The sequence below is a fragment of the Pseudomonas moraviensis subsp. stanleyae genome (assembly GCF_036283065.1).
GTDB classification, from domain to species: Bacteria; Pseudomonadota; Gammaproteobacteria; order Pseudomonadales; family Pseudomonadaceae; genus Aquipseudomonas; species Aquipseudomonas stanleyae.
Map to the genome: position 1 here is coordinate 357,744 of NZ_JAADJI010000004.1, position 26,297 is coordinate 384,040.

The 26,297-nt window shown below is 58.9% G+C and carries 24 protein-coding genes and 3 pseudogenes; 14 read left to right on the forward strand and 13 right to left on the reverse strand.

The features are described 5' to 3' along the window. Positions 1–52 precede the first annotated feature (52 nt). The 3 genes from GXB78_RS09015 to GXB78_RS09025 all read left to right on the forward strand — a co-directional run bounded on the left by GXB78_RS09015 (position 53) and on the right by GXB78_RS09025 (position 2,252). The gene (locus GXB78_RS09015; protein ID WP_110646188.1) at positions 53–973 is read left to right on the forward strand and encodes a LysR family transcriptional regulator; all 921 of its coding nucleotides are present in this window, start codon (positions 53–55) and stop codon (positions 971–973) included. 39 nt (positions 974–1,012) lie between these two features. Next, on the forward strand, positions 1,013–1,417 hold the full coding sequence (locus GXB78_RS09020; RefSeq protein ID WP_329515150.1) for a GNAT family N-acetyltransferase: 405 nt from the start codon (positions 1,013–1,015) through the stop codon (positions 1,415–1,417). A 133-nt stretch (positions 1,418–1,550) separates the two neighbouring features. Next, on the forward strand, positions 1,551–2,252 hold the full coding sequence (locus tag GXB78_RS09025) for a hypothetical protein (RefSeq protein ID WP_329515151.1): 702 nt from the start codon (positions 1,551–1,553) through the stop codon (positions 2,250–2,252). A gap of 260 nt (positions 2,253–2,512) precedes the next feature. Here the strand turns inward: GXB78_RS09025 and GXB78_RS09030 are convergent, their stop codons facing one another. The 10 genes and pseudogenes from GXB78_RS09030 to hmpA all read right to left on the reverse strand — a co-directional run bounded on the left by GXB78_RS09030 (position 2,513) and on the right by hmpA (position 11,537). After that, entirely contained in the window at positions 2,513–3,004 is a 492-nt protein-coding gene (locus tag GXB78_RS09030; protein WP_329515152.1) for a RidA family protein, read from the reverse strand. A 186-nt stretch (positions 3,005–3,190) separates the two neighbouring features. After that, positions 3,191–3,505, reverse strand: a complete 315-nt coding sequence (locus GXB78_RS09035; protein ID WP_329515232.1) for a helix-turn-helix domain-containing protein — start codon at positions 3,503–3,505, stop codon at positions 3,191–3,193. A gap of 12 nt (positions 3,506–3,517) precedes the next feature. Next, positions 3,518–3,847, reverse strand: a pseudogene (locus GXB78_RS09040) (toxin); the annotation flags it as partial. Positions 3,848–3,960: 113 nt separating this feature from the next. Next, positions 3,961–4,848: a heme o synthase gene (cyoE, locus tag GXB78_RS09045; protein WP_016773305.1), complete on the reverse strand. Its 888-nt coding sequence runs from the start codon at positions 4,846–4,848 to the stop codon at positions 3,961–3,963. A gap of 10 nt (positions 4,849–4,858) precedes the next feature. Then, the gene (gene cyoD / locus GXB78_RS09050; RefSeq protein WP_011335842.1) at positions 4,859–5,194 is read right to left on the reverse strand and encodes a cytochrome o ubiquinol oxidase subunit IV; all 336 of its coding nucleotides are present in this window, start codon (positions 5,192–5,194) and stop codon (positions 4,859–4,861) included. Then, complete coding sequence (gene cyoC / locus GXB78_RS09055) at positions 5,194–5,817, reverse strand: cytochrome o ubiquinol oxidase subunit III (RefSeq protein ID WP_016773303.1); 624 nt, start codon at positions 5,815–5,817, stop codon at positions 5,194–5,196. The genes cyoD and cyoC overlap by 1 nt, the downstream gene beginning before the upstream one ends. Before the next feature lie 3 nt (positions 5,818–5,820). Beyond that, a complete protein-coding gene (gene cyoB / locus GXB78_RS09060) occupies positions 5,821–7,851 on the reverse strand; it encodes a cytochrome o ubiquinol oxidase subunit I (RefSeq protein ID WP_039761405.1) in 2,031 nt (676 codons plus the stop codon). A gap of 3 nt (positions 7,852–7,854) precedes the next feature. Next, a complete protein-coding gene (gene cyoA / locus GXB78_RS09065) occupies positions 7,855–8,796 on the reverse strand; it encodes a ubiquinol oxidase subunit II (protein ID WP_024014231.1) in 942 nt (313 codons plus the stop codon). A gap of 827 nt (positions 8,797–9,623) precedes the next feature. After that, entirely contained in the window at positions 9,624–10,133 is a 510-nt protein-coding gene (locus tag GXB78_RS09070) for a disulfide bond formation protein B (RefSeq protein ID WP_329515153.1), read from the reverse strand. A 222-nt stretch (positions 10,134–10,355) separates the two neighbouring features. After that, positions 10,356–11,537: an NO-inducible flavohemoprotein gene (gene hmpA, locus GXB78_RS09075; protein WP_329515154.1), complete on the reverse strand. Its 1,182-nt coding sequence runs from the start codon at positions 11,535–11,537 to the stop codon at positions 10,356–10,358. A 163-nt stretch (positions 11,538–11,700) separates the two neighbouring features. Between hmpA and norR the strand changes: the two genes are divergently transcribed. From norR to GXB78_RS09100, 5 genes are all read left to right on the forward strand, one after another. Continuing rightward, positions 11,701–13,263: a nitric oxide reductase transcriptional regulator NorR gene (gene norR, locus GXB78_RS09080; RefSeq protein WP_329515155.1), complete on the forward strand. Its 1,563-nt coding sequence runs from the start codon at positions 11,701–11,703 to the stop codon at positions 13,261–13,263. Positions 13,264–13,795: 532 nt separating this feature from the next. Further along, positions 13,796–14,698, forward strand: coding sequence for a chemotaxis protein CheV (locus tag GXB78_RS09085; protein WP_016773296.1), 903 nt, complete (start codon positions 13,796–13,798; stop codon positions 14,696–14,698). 3 nt (positions 14,699–14,701) lie between these two features. Continuing rightward, positions 14,702–15,184, forward strand: a complete 483-nt coding sequence (locus GXB78_RS09090) for a GNAT family N-acetyltransferase (protein WP_329515156.1) — start codon at positions 14,702–14,704, stop codon at positions 15,182–15,184. Between the two features lie 150 nt (positions 15,185–15,334). Further along, a complete protein-coding gene (locus GXB78_RS09095; RefSeq protein WP_329515157.1) occupies positions 15,335–15,661 on the forward strand; it encodes a hypothetical protein in 327 nt (108 codons plus the stop codon). A gap of 84 nt (positions 15,662–15,745) precedes the next feature. Then, complete coding sequence (locus GXB78_RS09100) at positions 15,746–16,495, forward strand: YkgJ family cysteine cluster protein (RefSeq protein ID WP_329515158.1); 750 nt, start codon at positions 15,746–15,748, stop codon at positions 16,493–16,495. Between the two features lie 131 nt (positions 16,496–16,626). On the opposite strand, the gene GXB78_RS09105 is transcribed toward GXB78_RS09100, so the two are convergent. The 3 genes and pseudogenes from GXB78_RS09105 to GXB78_RS09115 all read right to left on the reverse strand — a co-directional run. Further along, positions 16,627–16,866: a hypothetical protein gene (locus GXB78_RS09105; RefSeq protein ID WP_329515159.1), complete on the reverse strand. Its 240-nt coding sequence runs from the start codon at positions 16,864–16,866 to the stop codon at positions 16,627–16,629. Positions 16,867–17,005: 139 nt separating this feature from the next. Further along, a pseudogene (locus tag GXB78_RS09110) lies at positions 17,006–17,399 on the reverse strand (hypothetical protein). Beyond that, positions 17,362–17,646: pseudogene (locus tag GXB78_RS09115) on the reverse strand (transcriptional regulator); the annotation flags it as partial. The pseudogenes GXB78_RS09110 and GXB78_RS09115, both read right to left, overlap by 38 nt. Positions 17,647–17,837: 191 nt before the next feature. Between GXB78_RS09115 and GXB78_RS09120 the strand changes: the two are divergent. The 6 genes from GXB78_RS09120 to GXB78_RS09145 all read left to right on the forward strand — a co-directional run bounded on the left by GXB78_RS09120 (position 17,838) and on the right by GXB78_RS09145 (position 26,177). Next, positions 17,838–18,998 carry an efflux RND transporter periplasmic adaptor subunit gene (locus GXB78_RS09120; RefSeq protein WP_329515160.1) on the forward strand — a complete coding sequence of 387 codons (1,161 nt, stop codon included), beginning with the start codon at positions 17,838–17,840 and terminating at the stop codon, positions 18,996–18,998. Beyond that, positions 18,995–22,108: a multidrug efflux RND transporter permease subunit gene (locus tag GXB78_RS09125; protein ID WP_329515161.1), complete on the forward strand. Its 3,114-nt coding sequence runs from the start codon at positions 18,995–18,997 to the stop codon at positions 22,106–22,108. The genes GXB78_RS09120 and GXB78_RS09125 overlap by 4 nt, the downstream gene beginning before the upstream one ends. Before the next feature lie 7 nt (positions 22,109–22,115). Beyond that, complete coding sequence (locus tag GXB78_RS09130; protein WP_329515162.1) at positions 22,116–22,793, forward strand: heavy metal response regulator transcription factor; 678 nt, start codon at positions 22,116–22,118, stop codon at positions 22,791–22,793. Next, entirely contained in the window at positions 22,783–24,147 is a 1,365-nt protein-coding gene (locus GXB78_RS09135) for a heavy metal sensor histidine kinase (protein ID WP_329515163.1), read from the forward strand. Before GXB78_RS09130 ends, GXB78_RS09135 begins: the two co-directional genes overlap by 11 nt. A 297-nt stretch (positions 24,148–24,444) precedes the next feature. Next, positions 24,445–24,666: a hypothetical protein gene (locus tag GXB78_RS09140; protein WP_329515164.1), complete on the forward strand. Its 222-nt coding sequence runs from the start codon at positions 24,445–24,447 to the stop codon at positions 24,664–24,666. 233 nt (positions 24,667–24,899) lie between these two features. Then, positions 24,900–26,177: an OprD family porin gene (locus tag GXB78_RS09145; protein WP_408005119.1), complete on the forward strand. Its 1,278-nt coding sequence runs from the start codon at positions 24,900–24,902 to the stop codon at positions 26,175–26,177. Positions 26,178–26,297 lie beyond the last annotated feature (120 nt).

Consider the following 26,297-nt stretch of genomic DNA (forward strand, 5'->3'; position numbering starts at 1 on the left):
TGAGCTGGATAAACCCGGAAAAACTTCAATCATTTAAAAGCTGAGCTTGACAATGGATTTGTTTCAGTCGATGGGCGTTTACGTCAAAGTGGTCGAAACCGGGAGCATGACGGCCGCCGCTGCGAAGTGTGAAATGTCGACGACGATGGTGGGCAACCATCTGCGCGCGCTGGAGCAACGGCTCGGCGTGCAACTGCTGCAACGCACCACGCGCCGCCAGCGCCTGACCGAATTCGGCAGCGTCTATTATCAACGCTGCCTGGAAGTGCTTGGCCTGGTGGCCGACTCCGAACGCCTTGCCGAACAAGCATCGGACGAGCCGCGCGGCTTGCTGCGTATCACTGCGCCGCTGACCTTCGGCGTCGAACGACTGACCCCGGCGCTCAGCGAATACTCCTTGCTGTATCCGCAAGTGAAACTCGATGTGGTGCTGACCAACAGCCGTCCGGATCTGCTGGAGAACGGCCTCGATGTCGCATTCCGCCTGGGCAATTTCGACCAATCCAACCTGATCGCCCGGCCTTTGATCGACTACACCCTGACGGTCTGCGCCTCCCCCGAATACATCGCGCGGCGCGGCATGCCGCACACGCCACAGGATTTGCAGCAACACGATTGCCTGTCCTTCGCCTACCCGGCTGGTGACGACTGGCAATCGGTGGAAAAACGCTGGCGTCTGAGCGGCCCGGAAGGCGAAGTCCTCGTCGATGTCAGCGGGCCGATGCTGATCAACAGCTCCGCCGGTTTGCACCAGGCGGCGCGCAACGGCATGGGCATCATGATGCTGCCCGACGCGCTGGTGGAGCAGGATCTGCGCGACGGCAAGCTGGTCAGGGTAATGACGGACTACCAACCGCCGAGCCGGCCGATGCATCTGTTGTATGCGCAGGATCGCTACCGATTGCCGAAGCTGAGACGGTTTGTCGAGTTTGCGATGCGTACGTGGGGGAAACCTGACGTCGGCCGGCCGTAATCATTCACGATGGAAAATTGCAAAGGACTTTCACCTCCCATGAACGACACCCTGACCGTGCGCGACTTGCATCCCGGCGAAACAGAATCAGCAAGGCTGTTTCTCAGCCAGCATGGCTGGGGCCATCGCATTGGTGACGGCGAATCTTTTGCTCGCTTGATTCACAATTCGCAGCGCACGGCTGTCGCGCTCGCAGGCGAGCAGATTGTGGGATTCGCTCGAGCGATTACCGATGAGGTCTCCAACGGCTATCTGTCGATGGTGGTGGTCGATGACCAGCATCGGCGCAAGGGAATCGGGCGGGCACTGGTAGAGCGTGTGATGGGCGATGACCCCGCTATCACTTGGGTGCTACGCGCAGGACGCGAGGGCGCTGAAGCTTTTTTTGCCAGCCTGGGCTTCGAGAAGTCCGTGATTGCCATGGAACGTCAGCGCCGCAAATAGCGTGCAGTGGAAAAATCCCGACCACCAGACCGTTGCTCCGTGACAACGCCGCCCCGCTCCCCTAAATTAGTCGGCCTGAAAAAGACCTCGTGCTTTCTCGCCTCAACTCAAGTTAAAAAGTAGTGAAATTTCAATGTCCGATTTCAACACCGCTGAATCCGTAGTCCCCCAGTCGTCCAAAGCGGAATACGAAAACTCCATCAATCTTTCACAACACCTGCCGCAAGCCAAAATCATCAGCGAGATGGTCCTGGACGCGTTCCAGTCGACCCGCGAAAGCGACCAGATCCGCGAATTGCGTGCGGCGATCCGTCAGGCACATGACAGCTTTGATGACGACAAGGCGTACGAGCTGATGGGCGAACTCAAGCGCCTGAAAGACGCCGAGGCAGCGGACATCGCCGCGCTGGAAGACCTGAGCAGCAAGTTCTCGATCGGGCGCATTCTGTCCAACTTCAAGGACGATCCGGCGTTTCAGGAAATCGTTTATGGCCTGGCCCTGAAAGTGCTGAATCAGACCCATCAGGCGATCAGCAATCCGAGCGGCGGCAAGAGCAAGGCCGCAAAAAAGAAAGAAGTTGAAATCTTCACCATCAGCAAGGACGGCGCCAGCGTAACCCTGCCGATGCGCACCCCGCGTTCGCGTCTGAACGTTGATCGCGAGGCATTGGAATTCCTCGGTTTCACCTTCGTGGGTGAAGGCGATGAAGCCGAGCTGGAGAGCGAAACCTTTGTTGATAACGCCGGCAGCGAGCACGCTGTAAACCGCAAGAACATCATCACCGCGCTGCAGCAGCAAACCGCGTTTGACGGATATAGCATCGCGGCGCAGTAATAGCGCAGCCGCTGTACGAAAAAGCCCCGCGCTGAGATTCAGGCGGGGCTTTTTGTTGTCCGGTTTGTGATTCGTGAGGAGGCGAAAATCCTCACCCCTCACCCCAGCCCTCTCCCGAGGGAGAGGGAGCCGATTTGTGGGCTGTTCGGAATTCGCATTCGACGCGATATTCCGTTTCGACGCGTCTCGCCCAATCACCTCGGTCAGTCCCCTCTCCCTCCGGGAGTGGGTTAGGGTGAGGGGAGCAGGCGCCGAAGATTTCAAGCCGAAGGATGCAACGCCGCAATCATGTCCACTTCAATCGCCGCATTCTTCGGCAACTGATACACGCCGATGGTCGTGCGCGTATGCCGTCCGGCATCGCCCAGCACATGGCTGAACACATCCGAAGCGCCGTTGGCCACTTCACTCAGGTCGACAAAGTCGGCGGTCGACTTCACATACACCGTGACCCGCAACAACGCGCGAATCTTGTCCAGTGAACCCACCGCATCGACGATCAGCGCCAGGCAACGCATGGCGCTGATGCTCGCCGCTGCTTGCGCGTCCTTGAGGTTCAATTCCAGCCCCACGCGACCGGGATACAGAATCTTGCCATTGACCCTCGGCACCATGCCGCTGATGTACAGCTCATCGTGATGACGCATCAGCGGCGCGTAATTGCCACCGGCGGTGTTCTCACCATAGATGTCGTAGTTGAGTTCTTCTGCCAGGGCGATAAAGCGCTCATCGCAGGTCATCCGTTCGGTCATTGCGCCCAGCCTTTTGATCAATGCACGGGTTAGGACAGTTGACCACCGGGGGATGGCGTGGAGCTACTACTGTCGGGGTTGGATCCGAATCTAGGGTGTTTGCGTAAGTTGTGCAACCAGCGTAGATGGAACAAAAAGCCCCAAACCTTCGGATGCCCCGGACCACAAGCTGATCTTCAGCGGCGCTCAAACAGTTTTCAAGCGCTCAACCATATCTGGAAATTTTTCAACCAGTCGTATCAATAAGGCTGCTTGAGCATTGGGCTTCGACTTTTCCTGCTCCCAATTTCGAAGGGTGTTTGGACTTGTCCTGATTCGACTGGCAAAAACAGCTTGAGACATATGCAGTTTTTCTCGAAGAGCCACAATTTCCTGTGCGCCCACTTCAGGTACAGGCTTGTCCTCAAGCACTGTATTGCGCAGTGTGATCTTGCCCTCGCGTTGAGCCGCCATCTCATCAACGCCCTGCATTAACTCTGCAAACAGGTCGCGTTTTTTCATGGGGTACCTCGTTTTTTTCAACTCTTTATCAATGGCTGTCCTGAGTGCCCTCTCTTGCTCGGCAGTCAGCTTCTCGAGCTCATCTTTGTCGTAAATGGCGAACATCCAGAACTGACCATCATTCATAAGCCAATAATAGAGAACCCGCAAGCCGCCCCGTCTTCCCTTGCCACGGCGAGAATCAGCCCAGCGCAGCTTACGGAAGCCACCCGTTCGAGGCATTACATCGCCCGCAAGCGGATTGCTCTGAAGGTAGTTCTGCAATGTTCGATATTCGTCGTCCGTCAGATAGCGGCCAACGCTTGTGGTAAATATCGTGGTTTCAAAAAAGATTGTTCGCATAGTCAAACTATAAGCAGCTTGACTATAGATAGCCTATCAACAAATCGCTGCTCGAATAAACAAAAACCCCGCACATCTCTCAACGTGCGGGGTTTTTCCTGAAGCCTGCAACCTTACGGCGCGTACGTCAGCAGCAGCTCTGTCGGCACCTTGAAGTCCAGGGACATCATTACGCTCAACGCAGTGATGGTGAAGATCGAGAACACGAACAGCTTGCGTGCCCAGACGGTGTCATCGACTGCCTTGTAGCCGGTCCAGGCCATGTACAGCCAGTACATGCCCATGGCGGCGGCGACGGCGAGGTAGCTCATGCCGGCGTAGCCGCTGAAGGTCAGCATCAAGGTCGCCACGAGGAACGCCAGGATGTAGAGCAGGATGTGCTTCTTCGCCACTTGAATGCCGCGTTTCACTGGCAGCACCGGAATCGATGCGGCCAGGTAATCGTTGAAACGGAAAATCGCGATGGCGTAGGAATGCGGCATCTGCCAAAGGCTGAACATCACCAGCAGGGTCAGTGCGGCCATGTCGAAGCTGTTGGTCACGGCAACGTAACCGATCACTGGCGGCATGGCGCCCGACAGACTGCCCACCAGCGTGCCGTGAACCGACTTGCGCTTGAGGTACAGGCTGTAGAAGCCAACGTAGATGATGAAGCCGATTACCGCGAACAAGGCAGCCAACGGGTTGGCCACCTTGTACAACAAGGCAACGCCGAGAACACCCAGAATGGTCGCGTAAACCAGGGCCAGCTTCAGGGAGATGAGGCCCTGGACCAGCACACGGTTCTTGGTGCGTTCCATCTTCAGGTCGATGTCGCGGTCGATGCAGTTGTTGAACACGCAACCGGAGGCCACGACCAGGGACGTACCGATCATGGCGGCCAGAAACACCGCCAGATCGACATGCCCTTTCGAGGCCAGGAAGAACCCGCCTGCCACAGAAAGCACGTTACCGAAAATGATCCCCGGTTTGGTGATTTGGATAAAGTGCTTGAGCGACATCGGGTCTACCTCACTTCGCCATCATGTACGTGTGGATGCTGAACATGATCCACAGCGACAGGCCAACCAGCAGCACGATCACGATCGCCGTAAAGACGAATGCGATCACGTTGTTTCGCTGTGCAATGGAACGGTCCAGGTGCAGGAAGTAATACAGGTGAACGATCACCTGGATCACTGCGAACAGCAGAACGATTGCCAGCGTCGTCGACTTCGGCAGGGTCGGGTACATCACCAGACCGAACGGAATGACGGTCAGGATTACCGACAGGATGAAGCCGATGGCGTACGACTTGACGCTGCCGTGGCCAGCATCGTGGCTGTCATGGGAGTGTGCATTAGCCATTACAGAGTCCCCATCAGGTAAACAACGGTGAAGACGCAAATCCAGACCACGTCCAGGAAGTGCCAGAACAGGCTCAGGCAGCTCAGACGGGTCTTGTTGGTCGACGTCAGGCCATGCTTGTTGACCTGATACATCATGATGCCCATCCAGATCAGACCGGCCGAAACGTGCAGACCGTGGGTACCGACCAGGGTGAAGAACGCCGACAGGAAGCCCGAACGGCTAGGACCGAAGCCCTCGGAGATCAGCAGGTGGAACTCGTTGATCTCCATGGCGATGAAGCCCGCGCCGAGCAGGAAGGTCATGAACAACCAGCCCAGGACCGCCTGCTTCTTGCCCTTGTACAACGCCAGCATGGCGAAGCCGTAGGTGATCGAACTGAACAACAGCAGAGCGGTTTCGCCCAGCACGTATGGCAGTTCGAAGATGTCGTGGCCCGACGGGCCACCGGCAACGTTGTTTACCAGTACTGCGTACACCGCGAAGATCGACGCAAACAGAATGCAGTCGGTCATCAGGTAGAGCCAGAAACCGTATACGGTCATCTCGCCCGAGTCGTGGTGATGGTCATCGTGCCCATGGTCACCATGGGCGTGTCCAACATTGGTCACTAAGTTCGACATGGTTTAAGCCTGTTCCAACGAGGTTTCAACACGGGTGGCATTGGCCGGGATTTTCCCTGCCGCGACCAGACGCTTGTGCTGCTCGGCTTCGATACGCTCGATCGTTTCAACCGGAACCATATAGCCCTGGTCGTCACGTGCAGCGTGGATCACGAAGTAAACGACGGTGCCCACCAGGCTCGCGATCGCCAGCCACCAGATGTGCCAGATCATCGCGAAACCGAAGACGGTCAACAGCGCGCCCATCACCACGCCAGTGGCGGTGTTGTTCGGCATGTGGATCGGCTCGTACTTGGCCGGACGCTGGTACGCAGTACCGTTTTCCTTGGCTTCGGTGAACGGGTCGATGCAGTCAGCCTTAGGCAGCACAGCGAAGTTGTAGAACGGTGGTGGCGACGAGGTCGACCATTCCAGGGTGTGTGCATTCCACGGGTCACCGTGATCGCAAACGTTCTCTGGCTTGTTGCGGTCACGCACACTGACGTACAGCTGGATCAGTTGGCAGGCGATACCGGCAGCAATCATCACCGCACCGAACATGGCAACGTACAGGTACGGTACCCACTCAGGGTTGGTGGTGGCGTTCAGACGACGGGTCATGCCCATGAAGCCCAGTGCATAGAGCGGCATGAACGCGACGAAGAAGCCCGAAATCCAGAACCAGAACGCTGCTTTGCCCCAGCCTTCGTGCAGCTTGAAGCCGAACGCTTTCGGGAAGTAGAACGCGAAGCCAGCGATGTAACCGAATACCGCACCGCCGATGATCACGTTGTGGAAGTGCGCGATCACGAACAGGCTGTTGTGCAGCACAAAGTCAGCACCCGGGATGGCCAGCAGAACGCCGGTCATGCCGCCGATGGCGAAGGTCACCATGAAGCCCAGAGTCCACATCACCTGACTGGTGAAGCGCAGACGGCCCTGATAGATGGTGAACAGCCAGTTGAACAGCTTCACACCCGTCGGGATGGAAATCAGCATCGTCGCCAGACCGAAGAAGGCGTTGACGCTTGCACCCGAACCCATGGTGAAGAAGTGGTGCAGCCAGACCATGAAGCCCAGTACCGAGATCGCGCCCGAAGCGTAGATCATCGAGTGGTGGCCGAACAGTTTCTTGCCGGTGAAGGCCGAGATCACTTCCGAGAAGATACCGAAGGCCGGCAGGATCAGGATGTAAACCTCAGGGTGGCCCCACGCCCAGAACAGGTTGACGTACATCATCGGATTGCCACCAAGTTCGTTGGTGAAAATGTGGAAATCCATGTAACGGTCAAGGGTCAGCAGTGCCAGGGTCGCGGTCAGGATCGGGAACGAAGCCACGATCAGAACGTTTGCCCAGGTGCAGGTCCAGGTGAAGATCGGCATGTCCATCAGTTTCATGCCAGGGGTACGCATTTTCAGTACGGTCGCGAGGAAGTTGACCCCGGTTAACGTCGTACCCAATCCGGATAGCTGTAGCGCCCAGATGTAGTAATCCATACCCACGCCAGGACTGTATTGCAGACCCGACAGCGGCGGATACGCAACCCAACCGGTCTTGGCGAATTCACCGATACCCAGCGACAGGTTGATCAGCACAACGCCGGACACCAGCAGCCAGAAGCTCAGGGAGTTGAGGAACGGGAACGCAACGTCACGCGCGCCGATCTGCAGCGGCACTGCAAGGTTCATCAGGCCGGTGAAGAATGGCATCGCCATGAAGATGATCATGATCACACCGTGAGCGGTGAAGATCTGGTCATAGTGTTCAGGTGGCAGGTAGCCAGGCGAACCCTCGGTGGCCATGGCCAGCTGGGTACGCATCATGATCGCGTCGGCAAAGCCGCGCAGCAGCATGACCATGGCGACGATGATGTACATCACGCCGATTTTCTTGTGGTCGACCGAAGTCAGCCACTCGGTCCACAGGTACGTCCACTTCTTGAAGTAAGTGATCGCAGCGAACAGTGCCAGACCACCGAGGGCGATCATGGCGATGGTCACCATCACGATCGGCTCGTGGAATGGGACTGCTTCCCAACTTAATTTACCAAACATCGTTTACTCCTCTGCCCCGGCAGCTGAATGCGAACCCGCGTCAATATCCGTGGCCGCCACTTCTTTCTCTTTCTTCTCGTGCTTCAGCGGCTTGCCCGGCTTCATACCTTCGTACTTGTCGACGATGATCTGGAACTGGTTCGGCGTGACCGACGAGTAGAGTTCGACTGGGTTGTTCTGGCTCGGTTTGGCCAGGGCCGCGTATTCAGCCTGATCAAGCTGTTTAGGCGACTTCTTGACTTCACTTACCCAGGCGTCGAAATCTTCCTGAGTGGTGGAGATAGCCTTGAATTTCATACCGGTGAAACCGGCGCCGCTGTAGTTGGCGGAGATACCGTCCATTTCAGCGTTGCGGTCAGCGATCAGGTGCAGTTTGGTCTGCATGCCCGCCATCGCGTAGATCTGGCCGCCCAGGCCCGGGATGAAGAACGAGTTCATCACGGCATCGGAGGTGATCTTGAAGTTGATTGGCGTGTGCGCCGGGAACACGATCTTGTTGACCGTGGCAATGCCTTGTTCCGGGTAGATGAACAGCCACTTCCAGTCCAGCGCGACGACTTCGATGGTCACAGGCTTGACGTCAGACTCGATCGGACGATACGGGTCCAGCTCGTGAGTCGAGATGTAAGTGATGTAGCCCAGGGCGATGATGATCAGCACCGGGATGGTCCATACGGCCACTTCGATCTTGGTCGAGTGCGACCACTTCGGCGTGTAGACGGCGTTCTTGTTTGAAGCGCGGTACTTCCAGGCAAACAGGAAGGTCATGACGATGACCGGCACGACGACCAACAGCATCAGCAGCGTGGCGGTGATGATCAGGTTGCGCTGTTCCAGGCCGACCTGGCCCGTTGGATTGAGCAAGGTCATGTTGCAGCCTCCCAGCAACAACGTGCCGAGCAGCGGCACTAGGCCTAGTAATCTGGGGTACCTGTTTTTACTCATCTCACGACCTCTAAAGCAGCTTGCGCAATGCAGTTGGGTTTTGATCGCCAACACTTCACCCTGCCAAGGGTTGGCATTTTCTTTGGATTGAATAAGGGCCGCCCGTCGCGCGTCTCACGCTCGACAAAACCTTGGGACAGCGTTCAGTTCTTATTCGAATTCGTGGTCAAAGGCCTTGTTACAGACCAATTCCATTTGGTGCGGAAAATTGGAAAGGCACCGACACAAGGGTGTCTCGAAAGCCTCGCGGCTCGCTCGACACCCGACCTCCTGATCAGTTCCTTGATAAAGGCTGAACAGCGTCGGGAATTCAGTGCGGGCGATTGTAGATAGGTAGCGCCCTATACACCATGTCTTATCCCGAAATAATTTTTATCACTCAGAGCAACAATCCCTCGCCATTTTTGCAAAAGTTGCGCAGGTTATCGAAAGCGCTTCTCAATAAAAGCGGCAAAACCTGTCAGCGTAACCGCGTCAAATCAGACAGCCCTGCACGCGATCTACAAACGCTGGATCGGCGCAAAGCCCGATGTTCCAAGGGCTTCGCCCATCTGCCGGCGCCTGTTAAAACTGCCTGCTCTGGTACGTCTGTGCTGAAGCCCGAAAACGATAAAACTGGCCAATGTTTTTATGTAACAGGCGGCCAATCCACCGCTTCCCGAGTCCCTGCGACAGCTCCTGTGTGACAACATGTCGCACATTTGCCGCACGCTTCATTGCCGTTCGTCACGGTGTTTTCACAAACGCTCTGAAATGCAAAACGCCTCGATTTTCAGCAGTGAAAATCGGGGCGTTTTGTTTATCGGCAGCGCTGCCGAGAAGTTGACTCAGCGCAGCGCTTTTCGATTACGCGAGGTCAGCAGCGGCACCAGAATGATCACCAGCACGAACGCCACCAGCGCCCATTGCGCCAGCGACAGACCGAGGATCGGCGGATACGGCGTCGAACAGAAACCGTCGACCTGGAAGCCCAGCGGGAAGATCTTCGCCAGCGGCAGATCATCGACAATCGGCTGCAGCACATCGACGCCACAACTCACCGCCGGATAGAACTGCGTATAGACGTGATGCCCGGCCACAGCGGCCCCAGCAAGCGCACAGATCACCACCAGCGTTTCGAACACGGTGATGCTGCGACGGCTGCGCATGCCCGCGCCGATGAAAGCGAACAGTGCGATCAGCAGCAATGCATAGCGCTGCAGAATGCACAGCGGGCACGGTGCCTCACCCAAGACGATCTGCATGTACAGCGCACCGCCGATCAACGCCAGGCAGATGATCCCCAGCAACACCAGATAGCGCCGCTCACGCCCCAACCGCATCGTTTCCTCGCTCATTGCCTTTCCTTTGTAAGTCCATGGTCCAGCCGGCCGGCGGCTGAAATTGTCGCAAGTCTACACCGGGGCAATAAACGATAGAGCGGTTAAGGAATGATTAACCAACATGGCTTTGCGGCGCGTAGAAGATTCGCGAGCAGGCTCGCTCCCACAATGGATCTGCCTCAGACACAAATCCGGTGGGAGCGAGCCTGCTCGCGAACGAGACAACTCGGTTTCAGATCACTCCAGAGCAGCAGCCGGCCCGAAGAACTCGTAACGACTCTGTTTCTCCGGCACGCCCAACGCTTTCAGATGCCGCTTGATCGCGCCCATGAAGCCTTTAGGGCCAAGGAAATACGCATCGACATCACGCTGCGCCGGCAACCATTCGCCGAGCAGCTCTTCACTGAGCAGGCCGACCTTGTCCGCCGCCGGGCTCACGCCGTCTTCTTCGGCGTAGCAATAGAAGCGCTTGAGCTGTGGATGACGGGCCGCCAACCCATCGACCCAGTCACGGAACGCGTGGACGCTGCCGTTGCGCGCGCAGTGGATAAAATGCACCGGACGCTCGGTCTCCAACGCCGCTTCCAGCATCGCCAGCGTCGGGGTAATACCGACGCCGCCGCTGATCAGCACCAGCGGTTTGTCGCTGGCCGCCAGGGTGAATTCGCCGGATGGCGGGAACAGTTGAATGCTCGAGCCGACCTGCAGTTGATCATGCAGATAATTCGACGCGCGGCCACCCGGTTCACGCTTGACGCTGATGCGGTACTGGCCGTGTTTGGCCAGTGCCGACAGCGAATAGTTGCGGCGGATTTCTTCGCCATCGAGGTGCAGCTTCATGCCGATGTACTGACCCGGCTCAGCCGCAAGAATCGGCCCTTTTTCCGCCGGTTCGAAGTAGAACGAGGTGATTTCCGCGCTCTCTTGCACTTTCGCCGCGACGATGAACTCCCGCGCACCGCGCCAGCCGCCGACGGCGTGTTCCTTCTGGTCGTAGATCGCGGTTTCCGCACCAATCAGGATGTCGGCCAGTTGCCCGTATGCCGCACCCCAGGCGCTCATCACTTCAGGCGTGGCGATCTCTTCACCGAGCACTTCGGAAATCGCGCGCAGCAGGCAGGTGCCGACGATCGGGTAGTGCTCGGGCAGAATCTGCAGGGCGACGTGCTTGTTGATGATCTTCGCTACCAGATCGCCCAACTGGTCGAGCTGATCGATGTGTCGGGCATACATCAGCACGCCGTTGGCCAAGGCACGCGGCTGATCGCCACTGGCCTGGTGCGCTTGGTTGAACAGCGGGCGTACTTCCGGGTATTCGGAAAGCATCATGCGGTAGAAATGCGTGATCAACGCCTCGCCGCCGCTTTCCAGCAGTGGCACGGTGGATTTGACGATGGCACGATCCTGGACGCTAAGCATAAGGTAACTCCTGCGCTTTCTTGAAAGATTGCCCTGGAGGTATCAGCTTTCGTGCCAACTTATTAATCGTTTAAATTCAAAGAGTTGAAACCGACATAGTCATTTCGACACAAAGGTACGTATAGTCATCAGGACTACACTTTGTCTCTTTGACTACATCACCATGACCGCCAAACCCTTGCTTACCGCCCTGCTGCCTCTGGTCGCTGACCTGTCCCGCGAATTGCCCGAAGGTGAGCGCTACCGGCGTTTACTCGAAGCTATGCGCGCCTTGTTGCCCTGCGATGCCGCCGCGTTGTTGCGTCTGGACGGTGAGTCCTTGGTGCCGCTAGCGGTGGATGGTTTGAGTACCGACACCCTCGGCCGGCGCTTCAAAGTCAGCGAACACCCACGGTTCGAAATTCTGCTGGCCGGCGCCGGTCCGACGCGCTTCGCCGCCGACAGCGAACTGCCCGATCCCTATGACGGACTGGTCGATGGCCTCGACGATCACCTCGAAGTCCACGACTGCCTCGGCTGTCCTTTATTTGTCGATGAAAAACTCTGGGGCCTGATCACCCTCGATGCGCTGGATCCCGAGCGTTTCGAACCGATCGAACTCGACGCCCTGCAAGCCTTCGCCAGCCTCGCCTCGGCCACGGTCAACGCCGCCGAACGCATCGAGCGCCTGGCCACCCGCGCCGAAGATGAACATCAACGCGCCGAGGTTTACCGCCAGGCCAGCGGCCAGCAGAACCGCGAAATGATCGGCCAGAGCAAAGCGCACAAACGTCTGGTGGAAGAAATCAATCTGGTCGGCGGCAGCGACCTGACCGTACTGATAACCGGCGAAACCGGCGTCGGCAAAGAACTGGTCGCCCAAGCCATCCACGCCGCTTCCGCCCGCGCCGACAAACCGATCATCAGCCTCAACTGCGCAGCCCTCCCCGACACCCTGGTGGAAAGCGAACTGTTCGGCCACGTGCGCGGCGCCTTCACCGGCGCCACCAGCGACCGTCGCGGCAAGTTCGAACTGGCCAATGGCGGCACACTGTTTCTTGATGAAGTCGGCGAGTTGTCGCTGACAGTCCAGGCCAAGTTGCTGCGCGTATTACAGAGCGGTCAATTGCAGCGCCTGGGTTCGGACAAGGAGCATCAGGTTGATGTGCGTTTGATTGCGGCGACCAACCGCGATCTGGCCGAAGAAGTGCGCAGCGGTCGCTATCGCGCCGACTTTTATCACCGTTTGAGTGTGTACCCGCTGCGGGTGCCGGCGCTGCGCGATCGCGGCCGCGATGTGTTACTGCTCAGCGGCTTTTTTCTCGAGCAGAACCGCTCGCGCATGGGCCTTAACAGCCTGCGCTTGAACGGTGATGCGCAGGAAGCGCTGCTCGCCTACACCTGGCCGGGCAATGTGCGGGAGCTGGAGCACTTGATCGGGCGCAGTGCGTTGAAGGCGCTGGGTAATTGCAAGGTGCGGCCGAAAATCCTGAGTCTGAGTGCGGCGGATCTGGATTTGCCCCGTGAGCTTGTGGATGACGTGGTTGCGCCTGTTACCGCAGGCTTGGCCAATGAGATGCCAATGATCGGCGGGGATTTGCGCAGTGCCACGGATGAGTTTCAGCGGCGCCTGATCAGTGCAGCGCTGGAACGTCATCGGGATAACTGGGCGAGTGCGGCGCGCGAGTTGGGGGTGGATCGGGCGAATCTGGGGCGGATGGCCAAGCGCTTGGGCATGAAAAGCTGAAGATTATCGCCAAGTGCCAAAAGCCCCTCACCCCAGCCCTCTCCCAGGGGGAGAGGGGGCCGACCGAGATGTCTTGCGTCATGCATCGACCTGAAAAAATCGAGTCGATTATGGATTCGAAGAGCTTGAATCGACAACGCATTGAACCAGTCAGGTACGGATTCGGTAAATCACGTTCAGGTCGACGGAGTTCTTCAAAATCCCCCAATCGGCTCCCTCTCCCTCCGGGAGAGGGAGCCGACCGAGATGTCTTGCGTCATACATCGACCTGAAAAAATCGAGTCGATTATGGATTCGAAGAGCTTGAATCGAAAACGCATTGAACCAGTCAGGTACGGATTCGGTAAATCACGTTCAGGTCGACGGAGTTCTTCAATATCCCCCAGTCGGCTCCCTCTCCCTCCGGGAGAGGGCTGGGGTGAGGGGCTTTTGATCTGTGACGACAAACCTAAAGCCCACTCCATTCAAGCCGATAACCCGGCATCAAAGGTTTCTGGCGATTTGTACTCTCGCCCATCCACAGAAGGTTCTTATGTCCTCCACCAAAGCCCGCGCAGATTCACTTTCGCTTCTGCTGTTTACCTTGCGCAGCGGCAAGCTGATGGCGATCAACCTGCTGAAGGTCAGTGAAATCATCCCCTGCCCGCCGCTGACCAAGCTGCCGGAGTCGCACCCGCACGTCAAAGGCATCGCCTCGCTGCGCGGTGCCTCGCTGTCGGTGATCGATCTCAGTCGCGCCATCGGCGAGCGGCCGCTGGAGGATCCCAACGGTGGCTGCCTGATCGTCACCGATGTCAGCCGTTCCAAGCAGGGTCTGCATGTGCAGGCGGTGAGCAAGATCGTCCATTGCCTGACCACCGACATCAAGCCGCCACCGTTCGGCTCCGGCGGCTCGCGCGCCTACATCACTGGCGTGACCTCGGTGGACGGCACGCTGGTGCAGGTGCTGGATATCGAAAAAGTCATCCACAGCATCGCCCCGGCGCAGATTGAAATGGCGCCGACCGACCTGACCATGGAAGACGCCGAAGTGCTCGGCAACGCGCGCATTCTGGTGGTCGATGACAGTCAGGTCGCGCTGCAGCAATCGGTGCACACCCTGCGCAACCTCGGTCTGCAGTGCCACACCGCGCGCAGCGCCAAGGAAGCCATCGACTGCCTGCTCGACCTGCAAGGCACCGCGCAGCAGATCAACCTGATCGTTTCCGACATCGAAATGTCCGAGATGGACGGCTATGCCTTCACCCGCACCCTGCGCGAGACTCCGGACTTCGCTCACTTGTATGTGCTGCTGCACACTTCGCTCGACAGCGCGATGAACAGCGAAAAGGCCCGGTTGGCCGGTGCCAACGCGGTGCTGACCAAGTTCTCCTCGCCGGAGCTGACCCAGCGTCTGATCGAAGCCGCCAAACACGTCGCGGCCAACGGGCACTGAGTCTTGGTCGAGACGTTTTGCTTTCTGCTGCGGCGCGACTTGAATGAAGCGGTGCCGGATGCGCAGTGGCCGTCCGGGATTGAGTTGTCCGTTTACCGCGAGGAGCTGGCACCAGCGCTGCATCAGTTGATGCAAATCGGACATCTGCAGGGTGGCGGTCGAGTACCGCCGCTCGAGGAATGGCAGCAGCGGTTTGTCAGCGATCCCGACTACGACCCCTCGTTGTGTTTTGTTGCCTGCGATGCCGAGGGTGTAGTTGGCGTGGCGCAGTGCTGGACCAGCGCCTATATCAAGAATCTGGTGGTGCATCCGCACATGCAAGGCCGAGGTCTGGGTCGGGCGTTGTTGCTGCATGCTTTCAGCGTCTTTCAACAGCGGCGCGAGGGGCTTGTCGATTTGAGGGTTCTTGAGGACAACCTGCGGGCGCGCCGGTTGTATGAAAGTGTCGGGATGAATGTGGTCCGGCGCGAGCTTGTGCCCGACTGATCTACCGCTTTCGCGAGCAGGCTCGCTCCCACAGGTGGAATGCATTTCAAACTGTGGGAGCGAGCCTGCTCGCGAAGAGGCCAGCACCCGCAACTTCCCTTCTCAGGCAGACTCCAACCTTGGCCATCCACGACCAAGGACGCCCCAACCATGAAAGCCATCGCCCTCGCCCTACTAAGCCTCACCGCCCTAGCCTCCCAGGCCCACGCCTCCAGCCCCGACGCCTGGGCCGCTTACGACAAAACCGTGCTCGCCAGTTGCACCAAGGCCAGCGGTCTGAAAAACGTCAAACCGGTGGGCACGCCCGCGCAATTCGATGACCGCGTCGGCTACACCGCCGTTCTGCTGCAAGGCCAATACCCGCAAAAGCACATGAAAGGCCAGCAAGGCAGCGAGCTGTGCCTGTACAACAAACAGTCGAAAACAGCGTTCGTCACCGAGTGGGATTCGATTCGCCCGGTGACAAAATCCCACTGAGTGGCGCAGTCCTTGCTTCGACCGGGTTCTGTGCGGTGGTTTTCCGCCATCGTTTCACACCCTGATTGAAGACAGATCGCTCAAATGAATACGACGTTTTCCTGCGTAGGCTGCGGTAAGTGCTGCACCGACCACCATGTCCCGCTGACGCTGGCCGAAGCGCGCATGTGGGCGGCGGATGGCGGTCAGGTGATCGTGCTGGTCGAGGCTTTTCTCGGCAATGGTCTGGGCCTGCCAGCGCAGCAGCGCGAACATGCCGAGCGCCGGTCGGCCATGGTCCGCAGCGGTGCTACCGATGCTCATGTGGCGATCACTTTCGCCGCCTACAACGTCGGCCCCTGCCGGAATCTTGACGACGACAAGCGCTGCCGGATCTACGAGCGGCGTCCACTGGTGTGTCGGATTTACCCGGCGGAAATCAATCCGCACATCCCGCTCAATCCGGCTGCCAAGGATTGTCCGCCAGAGTCCTGGGAACAGGGACCGGAGCTGATCGTGGGCGGTGAGTTGGTTGATCGGGAACTGGTTGAGCTGATCCAGCGTTCGCGTCAGGCGGACCGGGATGACATCAGACTCAAGGATGCGATCTGCGCGACGCTGGGGATTCGCACCACTGCGCTCAAGGGTGATGGGTTCACCGCGTACTTGCCGAACATGGATGCGTTTGCGCAGGTGATCGACCAAGTGAGCGCGCAATCGTTAACGGCGCAACCGAGTGAGTGGTTGTTTCATTTGTCTGGCGATGACGTGGCCGGGCAAGTGCGGGCTGCGGGTGGGCAAGTAGTCACCGAGCCGGCGCAGACTTATGCGTTCATTTCATTGCGCGCGGCTTGATCTGACATTTGTGGTGTAGCGGCTGCCTTCGCGAGCAGGCTCGCTCCCACAGGTTTGGGTTCTACGCAAATCCAATGTGGGAGCGAGCCTGCTCGCGAAAAGGCCAGCACAAGCACCATCACTTTCCGATGTCAGCGCTTGCCCATCGACCGACGCGTACCCGGCGGCGCCATGCCCGGGGTCTTGGTATGGCCATTCTTCGCGCCATTCTTGTACCACGGCTGATTCGAGCCTTTCGCCGAGGCCAGCTCGCCCGGTTTGAACGGGAACTTGAACGCCGGGATCTCGGCCTTGGTTTCGCTGGTGTCAGCCACGTTAGCCGGGACGTCGCTCACAGCGTCATCAACCGGCGGTTGGGTCGGGGAAGTCATAAAAGCTCCGGGAACAGAAAGTCGGCCCGATCAGTGAGCCGCAAAGGCGCGCAGTATACCCGTGCGCTCTGGCTCGGCATCTGAAGATTTGCGGGATGCGCTGAATGGCTGCCTGGCACCGACACTGCGTGATGATATTTCAGTTCATGCGATGCTGAACGTCACCCAACAACTGCGACGTGCTCTCCAGCAATTGCTCAAGAAGCGCGTCATCTTCATCCATATAGCCTTCATATTCGGCGAGATTGTGCCGCTCGTGGCACAGCGCAAACAATCGCACCTGAACCTTGCTGCTTTGCGTGGTATGGATCAGGCACTGGAATACCAGATAGCGCTTGTCCGATCGATAGCCACTCAAGCGAAGAGCTGGCGTTGTAGGCCAAATCGAACCGGCTGGAAAACGACAGTGTGCAAGTGTGCGCATCCTTGAGCCTGTCCAAAGCCGAGCGCATCAGACCTTCACACTCCTTGCGGTCAGGTGGCTCCGCTTTCAGTAGGCTCGGCAAAACCGAATGTCTTGCGCGTGATGCCAAGAAGCTCCGCGTAGATAGGACATGCGGGATTGGCCTGGTAATGGGTCTGGTTACCCACTCGTGTCATGCTGAGGATCCCGGCTCGTTGCAATCGATCGAGTTCACGCATCAGGCCGCCTTTACCAACCTGCGCCCAGCGCACAATTTCGTTGGCATAGAACGTCTGGTCAGGCTTGCCGAACAACAAACCCAACACTTTTTGCTGGGTGGCGGTGAACAGGGCTTCGCTTAAAGAAATATTTTCCACTGGCGCAAACCGAAGAGTCCCAAAAAAGGAACGATAGGTCCCTTTTAGGGACTTATCAACCCAACGGTAATCGCTGCCACTGCAATTAACGCCGGAAACTGACAATCCTGACAGCCAGCCGTCACCCTGCCGACCGCCTGACCGGTTTATAACTGTTCAATCTGCCCAAACTCCAGACTTCGGCGCCGCGCATGTCCATTCAGAAAAACAAAATCCTGCTGGCCACTCTCGTGATTCTGCTGGCAGCCGTCGGCCTGTGGTTTGTGCTCAAACCCGCACCGACCAAACTGGCCAGCCCGACCGCCATCCCGGTGCGGGTGGTGACGGTGAACGCCAAAGACGTGCCGCGTTATACCAGCGGCATCGGCTCGGTGCTTTCACTCCACAGTGTGGTGGTGCGTCCACAGATCGATGGCATCCTGACGAAAATTCTGGTCAAGGAAGGTCAACTGGTCAAAGCAGGCGACCTGCTCGCTACCATCGACGACCGCTCGATCCGCGCCAGCCTCGATCAGGCCCGGGCGCAGTTGGGCGAGAGCCAGGCGCAGTTGCAGGTCGCGCTGGTCAATCTCAAGCGCTACAAACTGCTCAGCGTTGACGACGGCGTGTCGAAACAGACCTTCGACCAGCAACAGGCCTTGGTCAACCAGCTCAAAGCCACGGCGCAAGGCAATCAGGCCTCGATCGACGCGGCGCAGGTGCAACTGTCCTACACGCAGATTCGCTCCCCGGTCACCGGGCGCGTCGGTATTCGTACGGTCGATGAAGGCAATTTCCTGCGCATGACCGACACCCAAGGCCTGTTCACCGTTACCCAGATCGATCCAATCGCCGTCGAGTTCTCCCTGCCGCAGCAAATGCTGCCGACCCTGCAAAGCCTGATCAGCGATCCGCAACGCGCCCCGGTCAAGGCTTACATCGGCGCCGATACCGATGGCGAAACCGGCAATCTGCTCGGCGAAGGTCATCTGACCCTGATCGACAACCAGATCAACGCCAACACCGGCACCATCCGCGCCAAGGCCGAGTTCGCCAACGCCAGCCAGAAGCTCTGGCCGGGTTTGCTGGTCACGGTAAAAATTCAGACGGCTGTGGATAAAGATGCGCTGGTCGTTCCGCCCACCGTCGTACAACGTGGCCTCGAACAACACTTCGTTTATCGCGTGAACGGCGACAAGGTCGAAGCGGTGCCGGTGCAGATGGTGTATCAGGGCAGCGGTCAGGACATCATCAAAGGCGTCAACGTCGGCGACGTGCTGGTGACCGACGGCCAGTCGCGGCTCAAGCCGGGATCGAGCGTGCAAGTCATGAGTGAGCCGGCGCAAGTGGTGCAGGCGGAGCCGAAGCCATGAACTCGCACAAAGGCATCTCGACCTGGTGCATCGATCACCCGGTGGCGACGATCCTGTTGACGATCGCGCTGGTGCTGGTCGGGGCGATTGCCTTCCCGCGCTTGCCGATCGCCCCACTGCCGGAAGCGGAATTTCCTACGATCCAAGTCTCGGCGCAGTTGCCCGGCGCCAGCCCGGACACCATGGCGTCCTCGGTGGCGACGCCGCTGGAGGTGCAATTCAGCGCGATCCCCGGCATGACCCAGATGACCTCGAGCAGCGCGCTGGGCTCAACCCTGCTGACCCTGCAATTCACCCTCGACAAAAGCATCGACACCGCTGCTCAGGAAGTGCAGGCAGCGATCAACACCGCCGCCGGCAAGTTGCCCAAGGACATGCCGACGCTGCCGACATGGAAGAAGGTCAACCCGGCCGACAGCCCGGTGCTGATCCTCAGTGTCAGCTCGACACAGATGCCCGGCACCGAACTCAGCGACCTGGTGGAAACCCTGCTCGCCCGGCAGATCAGCCAGATCGACGGCGTCGGCCAGATCAACATCACCGGTCAGCAACGTCCGGCGATTCGCGTACAGGCTTCGGCGGACAAACTCGCGGCCATTGGCCTGACGCTGGCCGACATCAGGCTGGCGATCCAGCAGACCAGCCTTAACCTCGCCAAAGGTGCGCTGTACGGCGAATCGAGTATCTCGACGCTGTCGACCAACGACCAGTTGTTCCACCCCGAGGACTACAGCCAGCTCATCGTTTCCTACAAGGATGGCGCCCCGGTTCACCTGCGCGACGTCGCCAAAGTCGTCAACGGTGCGGAAGATGCCTACGTGCAGGCCTGGGCAGGTGATCGTCCGGGGGTGAACCTGGTGATCTCGCGCCAGCCCGGCGCCAACATTGTCGAGACCGTCGACCGCATTCAAGCCGCCCTGCCCGGTCTCGAAGCCATGCTGCCGGCGTCGGTGCAGGTGAAAACCCTGATAGACCGCACGCAGACCATCCGCGCCTCGCTGCATGAAGTCGAGATCACGTTGCTGATCGCGATCCTGCTGGTGGTCGCGGTGATGGCGCTGTTCCTGCGGCAGTTGTCGGCAACGCTGATTGTCTCGGCGGTGCTCGGTGTCTCGCTGATCGCCAGTTTCGCCCTGATGTACGTGCTCGGCTTCAGCCTGAACAACCTGACGCTGGTGGCGATCGTCGTCGCGGTCGGCTTCGTGGTCGACGATGCCATTGTCGTGGTGGAGAACATCCACCGCCATCTCGAGGCCGGCGATGACATGCGCGAGGCGGCAATCAAGGGTGCCGGCGAGATCGGCTTCACCGTCGTTTCGATCAGTTTTTCGCTGGTGGCGGCGTTCATTCCGCTGCTGTTCATGGGCGGTGTGGTCGGGCGACTGTTCAAGGAATTCGCCCTGACCGCGACTTCGACGATCATGATTTCCGTGGTGGTGTCGCTGACGCTCGCGCCAACGCTTGCCGCGCTGTTCATGCGCAAACCGCTGCATCATGCCAATGCCAAACCCGGTTTCAGCGAACGCCTGCTCGGCTGGTACGAAAAGGGCCTGCGCCGCGCCCTCGACCATCAGAAATTGATGATCGGTGTGTTCGGTCTTTCGCTGGCGTTGGCGGTTGCCGGGTACATCTTCATTCCCAAGGGCTTCTTCCCGGTGCAGGACACCGGTTTTGTCCTCGGCACCACCGAAGCCGCTGCGGATATTTCCTACGGCGATATGGTGAAAAAACACTTGGCCATGGCCGAAATCGTCGCGGCCGATCCGGCGGTGCAGGCGTTTTCCCACTCGGTCGGGGTTTCCGGCAGCAACCAGACCATCGCCAACGGGCGCTTCTGGATCGCGCTGAAAAAACGTGGCGATCGCGATGTCAGCGCCAGCCAGTTCATCGACCGCATCCGCCCGCAACTGATGAAAGTCCCCGGCATCGTCCTGTATTTGCGCGCAGGGCAGGACATCAACCTCAGCTCCGGCCCGAGCCGTGCGCAGTACCAATACGTGCTGAAGAGCAATGACGGCGCGACGCTGGCAACGTGGACCCAACGCCTGACCGAGAAGCTGCGCAGCAATCCGGCGTTCCGCGACATTTCCAATGATCTGCAACTGGGCGGCAGCATCACTCACATCAGCATCGACCGTAGCGCTGCGGCGCGTTTCGGCCTGACTGCCAGCGATGTCGACGAGGCGCTGTACGATGCGTTCGGCCAACGGCAGATCAATGAATTCCAGACCCAGGTCAATCAGTACAACGTGATTCTCGAGCTGGACACCAGGCAACGCGGCAAGGCCGAGAGCCTCAACTATTTTTACCTGCGTTCGCCACTTAGCGGCGAGATGGTGCCGCTGTCGGCGCTGGCAAGGTTCGACGCGCCGACCATCGGCCCGCTGTCGATTGCCCACGACGGCATGTTCCCCGCCGCCAACCTGTCGTTCAACCTCGCCCCGGGCGTGGCGCTGGGCGATGCGGTGATTCTGCTCAACCAGGCCAAGGCCGAGATCGGCATGCCCACCGCGATCAGCGGCAATTTCCAGGGCGCGGCGCAGGCGTTCCAGAGTTCGCTGGCCAGCCAGCCGTGGCTGATTCTCGCGGCGCTGGTGGCGGTGTACATCATTCTCGGCGTGCTTTATGAAAGCTTCGTCCATCCGCTGACAATCATTTCGACATTGCCGGCGGCAGGCCTCGGCGCGGTGATCATGCTGTGGATCTGCGGCCAGGATTTTTCGATCATGGCGTTGATCGGCCTGGTGCTGCTGATCGGTATCGTCAAGAAGAACGGCATCCTGATGATCGACTTTGCCCTTGAGGCGCAGCGCCAGCGTGGACTGCCGCCGCAAGAGGCGATTTTCGAGGCGTGCATCACCCGGTTTCGGCCGATCATCATGACCACCCTCGCCGCCCTGCTCGGCGCGTTGCCGCTGATGCTCGGTTACGGCACCGGCGCCGAACTGCGCCAGCCGCTGGGCATTGCCGTGGTCGGCGGTTTGCTGGTCAGCCAGATGCTGACGCTGTTCACCACGCCGGTCATATACTTATGGCTCGAACGGCTGTTCCACCGGCACTCACACCCACCAGCCCCAACGCCCGCAACGGCACTGGCGACCACAGACTGAGGCGGTCATGCGCGTTCTGATTATCGAAGACGAAGAAAAAACCGCGGACTATCTGCACCGTGGCCTGACCGAACAGGGCTACACCGTGGACCTTGCCCGCGACGGCGTTGAAGGCCTGCATCTGGCGCTGGAATGCGACTACGCAGTGATTGTCCTCGACGTCATGTTGCCGGAGCTCGATGGCTTCGGCGTGCTGCGTGCATTGCGTGCACGCAAGCAGACCCCGGTGATCATGCTCACCGCCCGCGAGCGCGTCGAAGACCGTATCAAGGGCCTGCGCGACGGTGCCGACGATTACCTCGGCAAGCCGTTTTCCTTCCTCGAACTGGTCGCCCGCCTGCAAGCGTTGACCCGGCGCAGCGGCGGCCATGAGCCGGTGCAAGTGACCATCGCCGACTTGTGGATCGATTTGATCAGCCGCAAGGCCACCCGCGCCGGCACGCGCCTGGATCTGACCGCGAAAGAGTTTTCCCTGCTCAGTGTGCTCGCTCGGCGCCAGGGCGAAATCCTCTCGAAAACCGCGATCGCCGAGATGGTCTGGGACATCAATTTCGACAGCGACGCCAACGTCGTCGAAGTCGCGATCAAACGCCTGCGCGCCAAGCTCGACGGCCCGTTCGACGAGAAACTGCTGCATACCATTCGCGGCATGGGCTATGTGTTGGAGAGCCGTGGTGTCCAGTAATTCGATTGCTCTGCGCCTGAGCGGAATGTTTACACTGGTCGCGCTATTGGTGTTTCTGTTGATCGGCGGCGCGCTTTATCAACAGGTGGACAAGGGCTTGGGATTGTTGCCCGAGGCCGAGCTGGATGCGCGTTACAGCGTGCTCGAATCGGCGCTCAATCGCTTCGGCACACCGGAACACTGGGTGAAGATCAACGCCAAGCTGAAGCTGCTCGGCGAAGAAGACAAGCGCATCCGGTTCTGGGTGGTCAGTGGTAATCCGGGTTACGAATATGGACAACCCGACGCCGCTATTCGGGCCTTCGCTCAAGGTCCGCTGGGCATGCATGACCTGCATTTGGCCGACCATCGTTATCCGCTGAAGGTGCTGTTGACCGAGTTGCCGGCCAAGGACCAGCGCCCACCGCTGCGCTTCATGATCGGCATTGATACCGAGACCTTCCATGAGACGCAGCACAATCTGCTGATTGCGTTGATCGGTCTGGCGATTGCCGGTGTGCTGATGGCTTCGGCGCTGGGCTATTGGGTGGCGCGGATTGGTTTGAAGCCACTGATCAAACTGTCCCACGAAGCTCAACGGCTGGCGCCACCGCTAAGAGCAGGACGCTTGCGCCTATCGCCGCTGCCGCCGGAGCTGGAACAGTTTGTCGAGTCTTTCAACTCGACGCTGGAGCGGGTAGAACTGGCCTATTCGCGGCTGGAATCATTCAACGCCGACGTCGCTCATGAGTTGCGCTCGCCGCTGACCAACCTGATCGGCCAGACCCAGGTCGCGCTCACCCGCGGGCGCTCGGCCGAACACTATTTCGAAGTGCTGCAATCCAATCTTGAGGAGCTGGAGCGACTGCGTTCGATCATCAACGATATGTTGTTCCTGGCCAGCGCCGATCAGGGCAACAAGGCGACCAAACTGACTTCGACCTCATTGGCCGATGAGGTGGCGACGACGCTGGATTATCTGGATTTCATTCTTGAGGACGCTCAGGTTGAAGTGCAGGTCAGCGGCGATGCGCAGGTACAGATCGAGGTCGCGCATCTGCGCCGGGCGCTGATCAATTTGCTGAGCAACGCGGTGCAGCACACCGAACCGGGGCAGGTGATCGAGGTGCGCATCGAGGTCCAAGAACATCAGGTGAGCATCGGCGTGGCCAATCCCGGGACGCCGATTGCCAGTGAGCATTTGCCAAGGTTGTTCGAACGGTTTTATCGGGTCGATGCTTCGCGCAGCAACAGCGGCAATAACCACGGGCTGGGGCTGGCGATCGTCAAGGCGATCGCGCTGATGCATGGCGGGGATGTGTTTGTGCGCAGTGATCGGGGGATGAATACCTTCGGGATTTATTTGCCGGTTTGAAAAGCCCCTCACCCTAACCCTCTCCCGGAGGGAGAGGGGACTGACCGCGCTGGATGTTGAGGATACGCCGACCTGAAATTCCTGAGCCGAACTCAGGTCCTGAAAAAGCCCCCGATCGGCTCCCTTTCCCCCTCGCCCCCTTGGGGGCGGTCCGACGTTTCGGGAGGGCTGGGGTGAAGGGGTGATCTTTGCTTTTGCCGTAACAGTCATTTATGAAAATCACGCTGTTTCCCGACCCTTGGCAACCTTATCTTTGCCCGCACCAAACAGCACTCGCCAAGCGAGAAGGTTTTCCAGATGTCCAACAGTATGGGTATTGCCAGCGCGTTCGTTTTGTCCTCATTGATCCTGTCGCCGATGGCGATGGCTGAAGAATCGCAAACGTTCGTGGCGCAAAAAGTCGCTCGCGCGCAGGCATTCGATCAGCATCAGGCCGAAGTGATGGCCAAGGCTCAGGACGCGACGCAATCCCCGCAGGCCGCTACTTCCCAGACTCAAGCGCTCGAGAAAGACAGCTGAGTCGCACCGCGAAAAGTTTCCCTCGACGCGGTTGTTTGGCTCTTCCCGTTCAACCGTCGTCACTCCAGGCCGCTGCCGTTCAGCGGCCTTTTTTCGTTGTGGTCTGAAAGCCGTCTGGTGCGTCTGTAACAACAAGAAACATCAAGCTGCTCAAGAAACAGAGCAGCCCGTTGACCCAAGGAGCTTCACTGCACGTGTTTTACCCTGCCCGCCTCACCCCGCTGTTCATTGCAATGGCCGCAACTATTGCCCCCGCCGCCCATGCCGAGGAGCCTGCCGAACAAGGCTTCGTCAAAGGCTCGAATCTCAACCTCAACGCCCGCAACTACTACATGAATCGCAACCGCTTGCAGCAAGCGGACGACAACATCGAGTGGGGTCAGGGGTTTCTCGGGGTGTTCCAGTCCGGCTACACCGAAGGCACGATTGGCTTCGGCGTCGATGCCCACGCCATGCTCGGCCTGAAAATTGACGGCGGTGGCGGGACTGACGGTTCGAGCATCCTGCCGATCAGCGATGGCAACGGCAAAGCGCCGGGCTCGTTCTCCACCGCAGGCGGGACGCTGAAATTGCGTGCATTCGAGACCGAGTTGAAGGCCGGTGACCTGTTCCTCACCAACCCGGTGATTGCCGGCGGCGACACGCGCATGCTGCCGCAGACCTTTCGTGGCATCAGCCTGAGCAACCACAGCTTTGATGGCTGGCTGATCGAAGGTGGCCAGGCCAGCTTCACCAAGCCGTATAACCAGAGCGGCCACACGCGAATCGGTACGTCGTACGGCACGCTCGCCGATGGCGATGAGAGCCGGCACCTGAACTGGGCCGGCGTAGCCTGGAGCGGTGTTGAAGGCCTGACCAGTAGCCTTTATGCCTCTGAGCTGAAAGACATCTGGAACCAGTACTACTACGACCTCGACTACACCTGGCAACTGAACGATCTGGTCAGCCTCAACCCGGGCGTGCACTTCTATCACACGCAAGACACCGGCGAGGCGCTGCTGGGCGACATCGACAACAACACTTACAGCGCGCATCTCACCGTCGGCGTCGGCAGCCACAGCGTTACCGCCGCGTACCAGCGGGTCAACGGCAACACACCGTTCGACTACATCCGCCAGGGCGACAGCGTTTACCTGGACAATTCCCAGCAATACTCGGATTTCAACGGCCCGAACGAACGCTCCTGGAAGCTCAAGTACGCTTACGACTTCACGGGTGTCGGCCTGCCAGGGCTGACTTCGGCGCTGTCCTATTCGCGCGGCACGGTCGACCTGACCAAAACCGATCCGGACAGCGCAGGCTATTCCAGCTGGTACAGCGCTGATGGCCGCAACGCCAAACACTGGGAGCGCGACATCGATTTGCAGTACGTCGTGCAAAGCGGTCAGGCCAAGGACCTAGCGGTGCGCCTGCAATGGGCGACCAACCGTGGCGGCAACGGCTACGGCGCGATTGATTCGGATACAGATGAATACCGCGTGATCATCGACTACCCGGTCAACGTCTTCTAAGATCGCTACCAAGCTTGAGCTCAAGCAACATTGAACCTGTTGCGGGTAATTCCTCTGAAGGAGCTGCCGAAGGCTGCGATCTTTTGATCTTGTTCTAAAAATCAAAAGATCGCAGCCTTC

Excerpts from the sequence above, each read along its gene's own strand:
- GXB78_RS09015 (WP_110646188.1), top strand. The coding sequence starts at position 53 with ATGGATTTGTTTCAGTCGATGGGCGTTTACGTCAAAGTGGTCGAAACC.
- GXB78_RS09020 (WP_329515150.1), top strand. The coding sequence starts at position 1,013 with ATGAACGACACCCTGACCGTGCGCGACTTGCATCCCGGCGAAACAGAA.
- GXB78_RS09025 (WP_329515151.1), top strand. The coding sequence starts at position 1,551 with ATGTCCGATTTCAACACCGCTGAATCCGTAGTCCCCCAGTCGTCCAAA.
- GXB78_RS09030 (WP_329515152.1), bottom strand. The coding sequence starts at position 3,004 with ATGACCGAACGGATGACCTGCGATGAGCGCTTTATCGCCCTGGCAGAA.
- GXB78_RS09035 (WP_329515232.1), bottom strand. The coding sequence starts at position 3,505 with ATGAAAAAACGCGACCTGTTTGCAGAGTTAATGCAGGGCGTTGATGAG.
- cyoE (WP_016773305.1), bottom strand. The coding sequence starts at position 4,848 with ATGTCGCTCAAGCACTTTATCCAAATCACCAAACCGGGGATCATTTTC.
- cyoD (WP_011335842.1), bottom strand. The coding sequence starts at position 5,194 with ATGGCTAATGCACACTCCCATGACAGCCACGATGCTGGCCACGGCAGC.
- cyoC (WP_016773303.1), bottom strand. The coding sequence starts at position 5,817 with ATGTCGAACTTAGTGACCAATGTTGGACACGCCCATGGTGACCATGGG.
- cyoB (WP_039761405.1), bottom strand. The coding sequence starts at position 7,851 with ATGTTTGGTAAATTAAGTTGGGAAGCAGTCCCATTCCACGAGCCGATC.
- cyoA (WP_024014231.1), bottom strand. The coding sequence starts at position 8,796 with ATGAGTAAAAACAGGTACCCCAGATTACTAGGCCTAGTGCCGCTGCTC.
- GXB78_RS09070 (WP_329515153.1), bottom strand. The coding sequence starts at position 10,133 with ATGAGCGAGGAAACGATGCGGTTGGGGCGTGAGCGGCGCTATCTGGTG.
- hmpA (WP_329515154.1), bottom strand. The coding sequence starts at position 11,537 with ATGCTTAGCGTCCAGGATCGTGCCATCGTCAAATCCACCGTGCCACTG.
- norR (WP_329515155.1), top strand. The coding sequence starts at position 11,701 with ATGACCGCCAAACCCTTGCTTACCGCCCTGCTGCCTCTGGTCGCTGAC.
- GXB78_RS09085 (WP_016773296.1), top strand. The coding sequence starts at position 13,796 with ATGTCCTCCACCAAAGCCCGCGCAGATTCACTTTCGCTTCTGCTGTTT.
- GXB78_RS09095 (WP_329515157.1), top strand. The coding sequence starts at position 15,335 with ATGAAAGCCATCGCCCTCGCCCTACTAAGCCTCACCGCCCTAGCCTCC.
- GXB78_RS09100 (WP_329515158.1), top strand. The coding sequence starts at position 15,746 with ATGAATACGACGTTTTCCTGCGTAGGCTGCGGTAAGTGCTGCACCGAC.
- GXB78_RS09105 (WP_329515159.1), bottom strand. The coding sequence starts at position 16,866 with ATGACTTCCCCGACCCAACCGCCGGTTGATGACGCTGTGAGCGACGTC.
- GXB78_RS09120 (WP_329515160.1), top strand. The coding sequence starts at position 17,838 with ATGTCCATTCAGAAAAACAAAATCCTGCTGGCCACTCTCGTGATTCTG.
- GXB78_RS09125 (WP_329515161.1), top strand. The coding sequence starts at position 18,995 with ATGAACTCGCACAAAGGCATCTCGACCTGGTGCATCGATCACCCGGTG.
- GXB78_RS09130 (WP_329515162.1), top strand. The coding sequence starts at position 22,116 with ATGCGCGTTCTGATTATCGAAGACGAAGAAAAAACCGCGGACTATCTG.
- GXB78_RS09140 (WP_329515164.1), top strand. The coding sequence starts at position 24,445 with ATGTCCAACAGTATGGGTATTGCCAGCGCGTTCGTTTTGTCCTCATTG.
- GXB78_RS09145 (WP_408005119.1), top strand. The coding sequence starts at position 24,900 with ATGGCCGCAACTATTGCCCCCGCCGCCCATGCCGAGGAGCCTGCCGAA.